We start from the raw sequence: 12,891 nt of genomic DNA, 5'->3' as shown, positions 1-12,891 counted from the left end.
AAAGGAATGAGATATGGCATTTGATTTTGACCTGTTTGTCATCGGCGCTGGCTCAGGCGGCGTCCGTGCGGCCCGAATTGCTTCGTCGCATGGTGCACGTGTGGCGGTGGCGGAGGAGTATCGCGTCGGCGGAACTTGTGTAATCCGCGGATGTGTGCCCAAGAAGCTGCTGGTCTATGGCTCTCATTTTGCCGAGGATTTGGCAGATGCAAAACGTTTTGGCTGGAACACCAAAGGCGCAACCTTCGATTGGCCGACCTTGCGCGATAATGTCGCGTCTGAGGTCGACCGGCTTGAAGGGCTGTACGGACAAACGCTGGGCAATGCGAAGGTGGAGATATTCCGCCAGCGCGCGGTAATTGCTGGGCCCAACTTGATCCGCCTGGCAGATGGAACCGAAGTCAGCGCGGCCAATATTCTGATCGCGACCGGCGCGTGGCCCTCAATCCCGGATATACCGGGTGCGGAATATGGCATCACTTCGAACGAAGTGTTCCACCTCGACAAGCTTCCAAAACGCGCGGTGATTGCCGGGGCAGGATATATCGCCAATGAATTTGCCGGCATCTTCAATGAACTGGGCGTGGAAGTCACTCTGGTGACGCGCGGCGACAAGATGCTGCGCAGTTACGATCAGGAAATTGTCGATAAGCTTGTGGGTATCAGCCGCGAAAAGGGCATCGATATCCGGTTCAACTTCAAATGCCCCGCGATCCGCAAGCAAACAGATGGGTCGCTGTTGGTCGAAAGCGGGGACGGAAGCGATGTCGAAGCAGATGTGGTGCTTTTCGCGATCGGGCGTATACCCAAGACCATGAATCTGGGGCTTGAAGCCGTCGGCGTGGAGCTCGATAAGGATGGCGCGGTGATCGTCGACGAATATAACCGCACCAATGTGTCCGGCATCTATGCGGTCGGCGATGTCACAAATCGAGTGCAGTTGACACCGGTCGCCATCCGCGAAGGCCATGCCTTTGCCGATACGGTTTTCGGAAACAATCCGCGCACCATCGATTATGGCGCCATTCCGACCGCGGTGTTCTCCAATCCGCCGATTGCTGGAGTTGGCATGACAGAAGAAGAGGCGCGGGCGCAGCTTAGCGACGTCAGGGTGTACAAGAGCGATTTCCGCGCGATGAAAAACGTCCTTGCCGATCGTAATGAGCGCGCGCTCTACAAGATGATCGTCGATGGTGCGACAGACAAGGTGGTGGGCCTGCATCTGATTGGGCCGGATAGCGCCGAAATCCTGCAGGCGGCGGCAATCGCCGTAAAGGCAGGCCTCACCAAGCAGGCCTTTGATGATACTGTCGCTTTGCACCCGAGCATGGCCGAAGAGCTGGTCCTGATGAAATAAGACTGGTTGCGAATTGCAACCTTACTGCTAATTCTCCGCAAAGAGGAGAATAGGCATGGCAGGACAGGTATTTGTATCAGGCGGCAGCGGTTATATCGCTGGCTTCCTTATCCGTCAGCTGATTGCAGAGGGCTGGTCAGTCAACACCAGTATCCGCAATCTGGACCGCGAAGCCGAGGTGCGGGGCTGGCTGAATGTTGATAACAGCAAGCTCAAATTCTTTGCCGCAGACCTGATGAGCGATGAGGGCTGGGCCGAAGCCATGGCCGGTTGCACCCACGTCGCACATGTCGCCTCACCACTTCCAGCGAATAAACCCAAGAGCGACGACGAACTGATCGTTCCCGCGCGTGAAGGGGCATTGCGCGCGCTGCGTTTTGCGCACGCAGCGGGCATAAAGCGCTTTGTCATGACATCGTCGGTTGCAGCGATCGCTTACGGGCATGGCAAGGCCAAACAGCATTTTACCGAGGCTGACTGGACAGACGTCAACAGCCCCGACGCCTATGCCTATGTGAAATCCAAGACCATTGCGGAGCGCGCCGCGCGCGATTGGGTTGCGGCGAATGCGCCGGACATGGAATATGTGACGGTCAACCCGTCGCTGGTGCTCGGCCCATTATTTGCTGCCGATTTCTCGACCTCGCTGGAGGCTATCAAGAAATTGCTCGATGGGTCGCTTCCGGGCCTGCCTAATCTCGGCTTCTCGGTCGTCGATGTGCGCGACGTGGCGGACTTGCATGTCCGCTGCCTGACCGCCGCGAATATGGCGGGCGAACGCTTTGTTGCCGCAGGCCCATTTCTGTGGATGCGTGAGGTGGCAGCTATTTTGAAAGAAGGGCTGGGGCCAGATGGCAAGAAAGTGCCCACGCGCCGACTGCCCAATTTCCTTGTTCGAATATCAGCTTTGTTCGATCCGTTGATTCGACAGATTGTGGGCGAACTGGATAATGTCCGCGATACATCGGCACAGCATGCGAAGGACGTGCTGGGCTGGCAGACACGCGACCCCAAAGCGAGCATCCTCGATACTGCGCGCGACATTATCAGGCTTGGCTTGGTAAAGAGCTGACGCAATCGAGTTCTAACACCGTAGTGCTGAGCCTGTCGAAGCACGGCTGACTGAAAGGCGCCCTTCGACAAGCTCAGGGCTACGGTGTCATTGAATGCTGTAAGGCACGACACTCCGCCGGTCTGGATCGACGATGATTTCGCGGTCGCTCGGCGGGAAGGCGCGTTGATCGCAATCGGGGCGGGGGCAGAGGCGGCAACTGATGCCGATCTGGGTGGCGTTGCGTCCGGTGAGGTCGAGGCCATCCGCATAAATGAACTCACGCGCATGATCGATTTCGCAACCCAGCGCGACGGCATAGCGGCGAGGTGCGCGGTCATAACTGCCAGACGGCTTGACCAGTCCCTTGGCCATTGAGACATAGCGCACACCATCGGGGGTCTCCGCTAGCTGGACTAGAATGCGGTCGGGGATGGCGACGGCTTCGTGCACAATCCACAAAGGGCAGGCGCCGCCAAAGCGCGCGAACTGCAAGCGCGTGGCGCTGTGCCGCTTGGTGATATTTCCCGCCATGTCGACACGGCAAAAGAAGAAGGGCACGCCGCGCGCATTGGGGCGCTGGAGCGTGGACAGCCGGTGGCAGGCCTGTTCGAAACTGACACTGAAGGCCTGGCAGAGCCGATCGATGTCGTGCCGTACCGCGCGCGCCTCTTCACGGAAGCGCCGATAGGGCATGAGGATCGCCCCTGCGGCATAATTGGCAAGGCCGATGGAGAGCAATTGGCGCGAGGCGGGGGTGCGGAGCTTTGCGCCTTCCACAACCTGGCTGATTTCATCACGTAGAGCCATCGCGGCCAATTGGTGTGCCAACTGGAAACGGCGGCTTTCGGCGGGTTGGCTTTGATCTATCACTAGATGCCCCATCTGCGGGTCAAAATCGCGAAGGCCAGCATTGTGTGAATAGAGCAAGGAGATCGACAGAGCGTTCCGCAGATAAAGTTCGAGACCCTCGATCGCCGGCGTCAGCTGAGCGCCACGCAACTTGTCCCCCAGTGCTTCCGCCGCGCGGTCGAGGATGTCGACATAATTGCCCGAATTGTGGAACCAGTCGCGCACTTCTTCCCATGGCAGGCGTGAGCCACCGGCATTGTCGCTCGATAGCGCCTCGTCGACGATTTGCAGCCTCTGCCCTGCGTGGAGATAGGCTTGATGTAAGGCCACAAACTGGTCCGCCAGTGCCGGTTGCTGCTCGGCAATACGGGCCAACTGGTCCGGCGAAAGCGGGTTGGGAAATAGCGGATCCGCCGCTGCCTCGCGCAAGGCTGCAAATCGGCGCGTAGCAGCATCGTCCTCATCGACATCCCAGTCGAGCGGGAAGTCGCGCGCCAGCGTTTCGAGCAAGGCAGGGGTCAGCGGGCGGTCGTCATGTTCGATTTGCGATAGATAGGATACGGAAATCCCAAGCCGTTCGGCCATTTCCGCTTGTCTAAGACCGCGTTCGGCGCGCAACGTCTTCAGTTTATCACCCGCAAAAATCCTGCGCTTGGACATGGCTGATCTCCAGATTGCAGGCGCTTTACTACTTTGCAAAGTGTGACTTTGCAACTTTGCAATTTCACATTGGACAAGCCCGCTAATTTCGGGTTGTGCAACATCTTTGCTGAATTTTCGGGGGAACATATGTCCGCAAATATCGCCGAAATGGAGAAGCGCCGCGCGCAGGCCATGTTGGGTGGTGGGCAGAAGCGCATTGATGCGCAGCACGCCAAGGGTCGTCTGACAGCGCGCGAGCGGTTGGATATTTTGCTCGACGAAGGCAGTTTTGAAGAGATCGACATGTATGTCGAACATAACTGTACCGATTTCGGGATGGAGGAACAGAAGATCCCTGGCGACGGCGTGGTCACCGGAAGCGGCACGATCAACGGTCGCCTCGTCTATGTCTTCAGCCAGGATTTCACCGTTTTCGGCGGCTCGCTCTCCGAACGCTTTGCGCAGAAAATGTGCAAGGTGATGGATATGGCGATGAAGGTGGGTGCGCCTGTCATCGGCCTCAACGACAGCGGCGGCGCACGTATCCAGGAAGGCGTGGCTTCGCTCGGCGGATATGCCGAGGTGTTCCAGCGCAATACGCTCGCCTCGGGCGTCATCCCGCAGATCAGCCTGATCATGGGGCCGTGCGCGGGCGGTGCGGTGTACAGCCCTGCGATGACCGACTTCATCTTCATGGTCAAAGACAGCAGCTACATGTTCGTCACCGGTCCTGATGTGGTGAAGACGGTGACCAACGAAGTTGTCACGCAAGAAGAGCTGGGCGGGGCCACAACGCACACCACCAAATCAGGCGTTGCCGACAATGCGTTTGAAAATGACATCGAGGCGCTGCTCGCGGTGCGAGATTTCTTTGACTATCTGCCCGAGAATAACCGCAGCGGCGTTCCTGAACGGCCCACCAATGATCCATGGGATCGCATCGAAAACAGCCTCGACACGCTGATCCCGCCCAATGCGAACCAGCCTTATGATATGAAGGAACTGATCGCCAAGGTGGTCGATGAAGGCGAGTTCTTCGAAGTGCAGCCGGGGCATGCGGGCAATATCGTGATCGGCTTTGGCCGCGTCGAAGGCTGCACTGTCGGCATTGTCGCCAATCAGCCTATGGTGCTGGCGGGCGTTCTGGACATCAACAGCAGCCGCAAGGCTGGGCGTTTCGTCCGCTTCTGCGATGCATTCGAAATTCCGATCATCACCTTTGTCGATGTTCCCGGTTTCCTGCCCGGCACTGCGCAGGAATATAATGGCATCATCAAGCATGGCGCGAAGCTGCTCTTCGCCTATGCCGAAGCGACTGTGCCCAAAATCACCGTTATCACCCGCAAGGCCTATGGCGGCGCTTACGACGTGATGGCGTCAAAGCATCTGCGCGGTGATCTAAACTATGCCTGGCCGACCGCCGAAATCGCGGTGATGGGCGCGAAGGGCGCGGTGGAAATCATCTTCCGCAGCGACATTGGCGATCCCGAAAAGATTGCCGAGCGCACCAAAGAATATGAAGACCGCTTCGCCAACCCCTTCGTTGCGGCGAGCAAGGGCTTTATCGACGAGGTGATCCACCCGCATTCCACGCGGCGCCGGATCGCGCTGGGCCTTCGCAAACTGCGCAACAAGCAGTTGGAGAACCCGTGGAAGAAGCATGACAATATTCCGTTGTAGGACAAAACTGTGGTCATTGTTGCGATCTGTGGAGCTGTTTTGTTTGGTCTTCTTGGGCTTGGCCTTTGGCGACAGGGAGAGCAGTGGAAACAGCGCGGCGAAATTCCGAAAGATTGGGTCGAAGCTAAAGAGCCGAAGCCAGTTTTGAGAGATGAGCTGGGCTTTGGTGCTGCTATCGCATGGAAGAAAGCAATGGGAGTCGTTGCTTGGCTCTTTGCTGGCTTATGTGTTCTTTCGGCCATCTTGCAGCTAATGGGAATGCAATTATGAAACTAGGCCGTCTAAACCACATTGGCGTCGCAACGCCTTCAATAGCGGACAGCATCGTGTTCTACCGCGACGTCATGGGTGCGACAAAAATCCATGATCCTTTCGACCTACCCGATCAAGGTGTGAAGGTCTGCTTTGTCGATACACCGGGTGCGGATGGTGCGCTCAACGGCACGCAGATCGAGCTGATCGAGCCGCTGCCGGGCAACACCAGCATCGCGGGCTTCCTTGAAAAGAACCCGCAGGGCGGGCAGCATCATATGTGCTACGAAGTGCCCGATATCCACGCCGCCAAGGCCGAGTTTGAGGCGATGGGCAAGCGCGTGCTCGGCGAGCCGCGCATTGGCGCGCACGGCACGCTGATCTTCTTTGTGCATCCGCGCGACATGGGTGGGGTGCTGACCGAGATTATGGAGACGCCCAAAGAGGCGCATTGAAATTTGAGAGAGGAAACGGAGAGAATATGACCTACGAAACCATCACCGTCGAAGTGGCGGACAAGATTGCAACCATCACCCTCAACCGCCCGGAACGGATGAACGCTTGCAGCCTCGCTATGGCCGGGGAAATTAACGACGCATTGTCGGCCGATTTGGGAGATGCGCGGTGCCTGATTATCACAGGTGCTGGTCGTGGGTTTTGCTCGGGGGCAGACTTGTCTGCACGTGGTAGCAGCTCAATTTCCGGCGGCGAGGGAAGCTATATTGCACTCACCCGCCATTATAACCCGCTGATGATCAATCTGGCGCGATTGAACATGCCGATCATCACGGCAGTCAATGGCGCGGCTGCGGGCGTGGGCTGTTCGATTGGTCTGTGCGGAGATTTCGTGATTGCGGGCAAATCGGGCTATTTTCTTCAGGCGTTCGTAAATATCGGCCTCGTCCCCGATGGCGGCGCGTCTTGGATGCTGCCGCGCATGATCGGCAAGGCGCGTGCGACCGAAATGATGATGCTTGGCGAAAAAATCAGCGCCGAGAAGGCCGAAGATTGGGGCATGATCTATAAATGCGTCGAGGACGCGGACCTGTTGACCGAAGCCCGAGCTCTGGCAACACGGCTCGCCAATGGACCGACCGTTTCCTATGCTGTGATGCGCAAGAACATCCTGACAGCAATGGAAAACAGCTACGCCGAACAGCTTCTTGCCGAAGCAGAAGGGCAGCGGATTGCAGGCAGCAGTGAGGATGCAGCGGAAGGCGGCCTCGCTTTCCTGCAAAAGCGTAAGCCCGAGTTCAAGGGCAAGTAATGCTGTTTTTCAACAGCCCGAATCCGGCACCTAATCCGCGCCGGGTCCGCATCTTCGCGGCGGAAAAGGGGATCACGCTACCGACGCGTGATCTCTCTATTCCTGATCGCGAGCATAAGTCGGACGAATTTCTGGCGTTGAACCCGCGTGGGCAAACCCCTGCTCTGCAATTGGACGACGGCACGGTGATTTCCGAAAGCGTCGCCATCTGCCGCTACCTGGAAGGACTGCATCCGGAGCTCCCCTTGTTCGGGCGCGATCCGCGCGAGCAGGCCCTGATCGAAATGTGGAGCCGCCGGGTCGAAATGATCCTGATGCCTCCGGTCGGCGCAGTCTGGGTGCATACCCATCCGTTCACCGCACGGCTGCCGGGCCGCAATGCGGAATGGGGTGAATCCAACCGCCCGCGCGTGGACGAAGCACTGCGCTTCTTCGATAGCGCGCTGCATGGCCGCGAGTTTCTGGCCGCTGACCAATATACGATTGCCGACATATTGCTGCTGACCACCGTCGATTTCGCCGGGTTCGTTGGTATTGCCATGTCGGACGACCTAGTTTCCCTGCGTGCATGGTATGCGCGCGTATCCGCCCGGCCCAGCGCCGCAGCTTGAATGGTGTAGAGATGAGTAAGAACAGCCTATCCGATTGGCAGACCGCCGCCGCAAAAGAGGTGAAGGGCAAGGGCCTGACCTGGCACACGCCCGAAGGCATTGACGTCAAGCCGCTCTATACCGCGGAAGATGTGACGGCTGATCCGGGCCTGCCTGGTTTCGCGCCATTCACTCGCGGCGTCCGCGCGTCAATGTATGCCGGTCGCCCATGGACGATCCGCCAATATGCAGGCTTTTCAACCGCAGAGGAATCTAACGCATTCTACCGTCGCAACCTTGCGGCAGGGCAGAAGGGCCTGTCGGTCGCCTTCGACCTCGCGACCCACCGCGGCTATGACAGCGATCATCCGCGGGTGGTCGGCGATGTCGGCAAGGCGGGTGTGGCGATCGACAGTGTCGAGGATATGAAAATCCTCTTCGACGGCATCCCGCTCGACCAGATGTCGGTGTCGATGACGATGAACGGCGCGGTCATCCCGATCCTCGCCTTCTTCATCGTTGCCGGGCAGGAGCAGGGCGTTCCGACCGAACAGCTCGACGGCACCATCCAGAACGACATCCTCAAAGAGTTCATGGTCCGCAACACCTACATTTATCCGCCCGAACCAAGCATGCGGATCATCTCGGACATTTTTGCCTACACCTCGGCAAATATGCCCAAGTTCAACTCAATCTCGATTTCCGGCTATCACATGCAGGAGGCCGGGGCGACGCAGGTTCAGGAACTCGCCTTCACCATCGCCGACGGCATGGAATATGTGAAATATGGCGTCGCCAGCGGCCTCGATATCGACAAGTTCGCTGGGCGCTTGAGCTTCTTCTTCGCCATCGGCATGAATTTCTTCATGGAAGTAGCCAAGCTGCGCGCTGCCCGTGTGCTTTGGCACCGCGTGATGACCAAGCTTGGTGCGCAGGATGAGCGCTCCAAAATGCTGCGCACCCACTGCCAGACGTCGGGCGTGTCGCTGCAGGAGCAGGACCCCTACAACAACGTCATCCGTACCACGATCGAGGCGATGGCCGCGATGCTCGGCGGCACCCAGTCGCTGCACACCAACGCGCTGGACGAAGCGATTGCGCTGCCCACCGATTTCTCCGCCCGCATCGCGCGCAACACGCAGATCGTGATCCAGGAAGAGACGGGAATGTGCAATGTCGTCGATCCGCTGGGTGGCAGCTATTATATCGAGGCGCTGACGCAGGAACTGGTCGACAAGGCTTGGGAGATTATCGAGCGCGTCGAAAACGAAGGCGGCATGGCGAAGGCGGTTGCCGCTGGCTGGCCCAAGGCGATGATTGAGGAGGCGGCTGCTGCCCGTCAGGCTCGCGTCGACCGGGGCGAAGACGTCATCGTCGGCGTCAACAAATACCGGCTTGCCAGCGAAGACCAACTCGAAACGCTGGAGGTGGATAACCACGCGGTTCGCGAAGGCCAGATTGCCCGCCTGAAAAAGATGCGCGAGACGCGTGACGAGGCGAAATGTCGCGCTGCGCTCGCAGCGTTGGCCGAAGGTGCGAAGGGCAAGGGGAACCTCCTTGAACTGGCGGTCGAGGCCGCACGCCATCGCGCTTCGCTTGGTGAGATTTCCGATGCCATGGAAGCGGCCTTTGGACGCTATGGAACAACGCCAACGCCGGTAAAGGGCGTCTATGGCGCGGCCTATGATGGCGATGCTCGCTACAATCAGGTGCTGGAGGGTGTTGTCGCCGTAGAGCGCCGCCTTGGCCGCAAACCCAAACTGCTCGTTGCGAAAATGGGGCAGGACGGTCACGATCGCGGGGCGAATGTCATCGCCTCGGCCTTTGCCGATATGGGTTTTGACGTCGTCTCCGGCCCGCTGTTCCAGACACCCGAAGAAACCGTGGTGCTGGCGCTGAGCGAAAATGTCGACATCGTCGGCGCATCGAGCCTTGCCGCTGGGCACAAGACGCTGATCCCCGAACTGATCAACCGCCTGCGTGAAAATGGGCGGAGCGATATCAAGGTGATCGCGGGCGGCGTTATCCCGCCGCAGGATTATGATTTCCTGCGCGATGCAGGCGTGCAGGGCATTTACGGCCCGGGCAGCAATGTCGTTGAATGTGCTGCCGACGTACTGACCCTCCTCGGCCATAACATGCCGCCATTGGGAGAAGCTGCGTGACCGTTCGCACCGATTGGACGCGCGAAGAGATCGCTGCGCTGTTCGACCTGCCATTTGACGAGCTGGTCTTTCAGGCCGCGACCGTGCACCGCGCGCATCATGCCGTGGGGCAGATCCAGCTTTGTACCTTGCTTTCGATCAAGACCGGCGGGTGCCCGGAAGATTGCGGCTATTGCAGCCAGTCGGTGAAGGCCGATAGCGGCGTCGAGGCAACCAAGCTGATGGAAGTGCAGCAGGTGCTGCAAAAGGCCGCGCAGGCCGCCGATGCGGGCAGCAAACGGTTCTGCATGGGTGCCGCCTGGCGCAACCCCAAGGATCGCGACATGCCGGCGATTGTCGAGATTGTGAAATCGGTCCGCGCCATGGGTATGGAAACCTGCATGACGCTGGGCATGCTGACGCCCAAACAGGCCGAAATGCTCGCCGAGGCGGGCCTCGATTATTACAACCACAATATCGATACTTCGCCCGAACGCTATAACGAGATCATCACCACGCGCACGATGCAGGATCGGCTCGACACACTCGATCATGTCCGCAAGGCGGGCATAAATGTGTGCAGCGGGGGGATAGTCGGCATGGGTGAAACGCGCGCAGACCGCGTGGGCTTCATCCACACGCTGGCGACGTTGGAACAGCATCCCGAAAGCGTGCCGGTAAACGCTCTGGTGCCAGTAAAGGGCACCGTGCTGGGCGATATGCTTGCCGATACGCCGCTGGCCAAGATCGACGACATCGAGTTCGTCCGCACCATCGCCGTCGCGCGGATCACGATGCCGATGAGCATGGTCCGCCTGAGCGCAGGCCGCGAGAGCATGAGCGAGGCGACGCAGGCCTTGTGCTTCATGGCGGGCGCGAACAGCATTTTCACCGGCGACAAGCTGCTGACAGCCGCGAATGCCGGTGATGACAAGGATGCGGCGTTGATGGCGAAGCTCGGCCTTAAACCAATGGAATCTGAGGAACCTTTGCGTGCGTGCAAGGTTCTGGAAGCAGCTGAATAGGAACAAGCATGTTCAAGAAAATCCTCATAGCCAACCGTGGTGAAATCGCACGCCGGGTTATCAAAACCGCTCGTCGCATGGGTATCCAGACGGTTGCGGTCTATTCGGATGCCGATGCGCGCGCGCCCTTTGTGCTCGATGCCGATGAGGCGGTGCATATCGGGCCTTCGCCTGCTGCGCAGTCTTACCTGATCGCCGAGAAGATCATTCAGGCGTGCAAGGCAACCGGCGCGGAAGCGGTGCATCCGGGCTATGGTTTCCTTTCAGAGCGCACCAGCTTTGCCGAGGCGCTGGCCGCAGAGGGCATCGCCTTTATCGGCCCGCCGGTGAACGCGATTGCCGCGATGGGCGACAAGATCGAATCCAAGAAATTGGCGATGGAAGCGGGCGTAAACGTCGTTCCCGGTTTCGTCGGCGAGATTGAGGACACCGAACATGCGGTGCGCATCTCGAACGAGATCGGCTATCCGGTGATGATGAAGGCCTCTGCTGGCGGCGGTGGCAAGGGCATGCGGCTTGCCTATGACGAGAAGGATGTGCGCGAGGGCTTTGACGCCGTAAAGCGCGAAGGGCTGAACTCATTCGGCGACGATCGCGTGTTCATCGAGAAATTCATTCTCAATCCGCGCCATATCGAGATCCAGATTTTGGGCGATAAGCATGGCAATATTCTCTATCTCAACGAACGCGAATGCAGCATCCAGCGCCGCCACCAGAAGGTGGTCGAGGAAGCGCCATCGCCCTTTGTCACGCCGAAGATGCGCAAGGCGATGGGCGAGCAATGCGTCGCGCTTGCGCGCGCGGTGGGCTATTATTCTGCCGGAACGGTCGAACTGATTGTTTCCGGTGCTGATCCGACAGGCGAGAGCTTCTACTTCCTCGAAATGAACACCCGCCTGCAGGTGGAGCATCCGGTCACGGAGTGCATCACCGGTATCGACCTGGTCGAACAGATGATCCGCGTCGCCTATGGCGAAAAGCTTGCCATGACGCAGGACGACATCAAGATCGATGGCTGGGCAATCGAGAACCGGGTCTATGCCGAAGATCCCTATCGCGGCTTCCTGCCGTCCACCGGGCGCATCGTGCGCTATAATCCACCGGTGCCGGGTTGGGCAGGGGATATACGCGGCGTCGATGGCGTGCGCGTAGACGATGGCGTCGCCGATGGTGGCGAAGTCAGCATGTTCTACGACCCGATGATCGCCAAGCTCATCACCTGGGGCAAAACCCGCGACGAAGCCGCCGACAAGCAGGTTGCCGCGCTCGACCGTTTCGAGCTCGAAGGGTTGGGCCACAATATCGATTTCGTCTCGGCAATCATGCAGCACCCGCGCTTCCGCTCGGGCGAGTTGACGACGGGCTTTATCGCGGAAGAGTATCCCGATGGCTTTGCAGGTGCTCCGGCATCGGAAGACCTGATCCGTAAGCTATGCGCGATTGCCGGCGTAGTCGCTACCAGTACTTCGGAACGTGCGCGACACATTGACGGACAATTGGGCGACAATCTGCCCGCGATCCGCAACTGGCTGGTTTCGGTCGATAAGCAGCGGCACGACGTCATCGTCCACAACGGGCAGGTCACCGTCGACGGTCAGAAGATGGAACTGCAGACCGACTATGTCCCTGGCGCGCGTATGGTGCATGCCGTTGCCGATGGCGAAAGCCTTGCCGTCAAGGTCACCAAATCGGGTTCGGGCTTCAAGATGACAACACGCGGCGCAAGCCACAGCGTGGTATGTCTACCTGAGCATGTCGCGCCGCTCTCGAAGCACATGATCGAAAAGATTCCGCCCGATCTTTCCAAATATCTCATCTGCCCGATGCCCGGACTGATCACCGCCGTGAACGTTGAGGCAGGCGACAAGGTGGAGGCAGGTCAACCGCTGGCGATTGTTGAAGCGATGAAGATGGAGAACATCCTGCGTGCCGAAAAAGCCGGCGTCGTCAAATCGGTCAACGCCAAGGCTGGAGACAGCCTGGCGGTGGACGCGATCATCCTAGAAATGGAGTAACCAACGACTGGGTTCA

At 58.9% G+C, this 12,891-nt stretch carries 11 protein-coding genes; 10 read left to right on the top strand and 1 reads right to left on the bottom strand.

Annotated elements, in window-relative coordinates:
- Positions 1-13: 13 nt before the first annotated feature.
- Both gorA and DXH95_RS05665 read left to right on the top strand, forming a co-directional pair.
- Positions 14-1,357, top strand: coding sequence for a glutathione-disulfide reductase (gene gorA / locus DXH95_RS05670; protein WP_115548428.1), 1,344 nt, complete (start codon positions 14-16; stop codon positions 1,355-1,357).
- Between the two features lie 55 nt (positions 1,358-1,412).
- A complete protein-coding gene (locus tag DXH95_RS05665; RefSeq protein ID WP_115548427.1) occupies positions 1,413-2,429 on the top strand; it encodes an NAD-dependent epimerase/dehydratase family protein in 1,017 nt (338 codons plus the stop codon).
- Between the two features lie 87 nt (positions 2,430-2,516).
- Here DXH95_RS05665 and DXH95_RS05660 read toward each other — a convergent pair whose 3' ends face one another.
- The gene (locus tag DXH95_RS05660) at positions 2,517-3,920 is read right to left on the bottom strand and encodes a helix-turn-helix domain-containing protein (RefSeq protein ID WP_115549422.1); all 1,404 of its coding nucleotides are present in this window, start codon (positions 3,918-3,920) and stop codon (positions 2,517-2,519) included.
- 129 nt (positions 3,921-4,049) lie between these two features.
- Here DXH95_RS05660 and DXH95_RS05655 point away from each other — a divergent pair, with 129 nt between their 5' ends.
- Genes DXH95_RS05655 through DXH95_RS05620 form a run of 8 tightly spaced genes read left to right on the top strand, consistent with a single transcriptional unit; the run spans position 4,050 to position 12,875 of the window.
- On the top strand, positions 4,050-5,582 hold the full coding sequence (locus tag DXH95_RS05655) for an acyl-CoA carboxylase subunit beta (protein ID WP_115548426.1): 1,533 nt from the start codon (positions 4,050-4,052) through the stop codon (positions 5,580-5,582).
- Positions 5,583-5,591: 9 nt separating this feature from the next.
- Entirely contained in the window at positions 5,592-5,852 is a 261-nt protein-coding gene (locus DXH95_RS05650; protein WP_115548425.1) for a hypothetical protein, read from the top strand.
- Positions 5,849-6,289, top strand: a complete 441-nt coding sequence (gene mce, locus DXH95_RS05645) for a methylmalonyl-CoA epimerase (RefSeq protein WP_115548424.1) — start codon at positions 5,849-5,851, stop codon at positions 6,287-6,289. Before DXH95_RS05650 ends, mce begins: the two co-directional genes overlap by 4 nt.
- 26 nt (positions 6,290-6,315) lie before the next feature.
- Positions 6,316-7,101, top strand: coding sequence for an enoyl-CoA hydratase-related protein (locus tag DXH95_RS05640; RefSeq protein WP_115548423.1), 786 nt, complete (start codon positions 6,316-6,318; stop codon positions 7,099-7,101).
- Positions 7,101-7,712: a glutathione S-transferase family protein gene (locus DXH95_RS05635; protein WP_115548422.1), complete on the top strand. Its 612-nt coding sequence runs from the start codon at positions 7,101-7,103 to the stop codon at positions 7,710-7,712. The genes DXH95_RS05640 and DXH95_RS05635 overlap by 1 nt, the downstream gene beginning before the upstream one ends.
- A gap of 11 nt (positions 7,713-7,723) precedes the next feature.
- Positions 7,724-9,856 carry a methylmalonyl-CoA mutase gene (gene scpA, locus DXH95_RS05630; protein ID WP_115549421.1) on the top strand — a complete coding sequence of 711 codons (2,133 nt, stop codon included), beginning with the start codon at positions 7,724-7,726 and terminating at the stop codon, positions 9,854-9,856.
- A complete protein-coding gene (gene bioB / locus DXH95_RS05625; RefSeq protein ID WP_181883583.1) occupies positions 9,853-10,860 on the top strand; it encodes a biotin synthase BioB in 1,008 nt (335 codons plus the stop codon). The genes scpA and bioB overlap by 4 nt, the downstream gene beginning before the upstream one ends.
- An 8-nt stretch (positions 10,861-10,868) precedes the next feature.
- Positions 10,869-12,875: an acetyl-CoA carboxylase biotin carboxylase subunit gene (locus DXH95_RS05620; RefSeq protein ID WP_115548420.1), complete on the top strand. Its 2,007-nt coding sequence runs from the start codon at positions 10,869-10,871 to the stop codon at positions 12,873-12,875.
- Positions 12,876-12,891 lie beyond the last annotated feature (16 nt).

It is taken from the genome of Sphingorhabdus pulchriflava, assembly GCF_003367235.1.
Lineage (GTDB): Bacteria > Pseudomonadota > Alphaproteobacteria > Sphingomonadales > Sphingomonadaceae > Sphingorhabdus_B > Sphingorhabdus_B pulchriflava.
The sequence above is the reverse complement of the archived record's forward strand: the minus strand, read 5'-3'. Positions and strand labels throughout refer to the sequence as shown.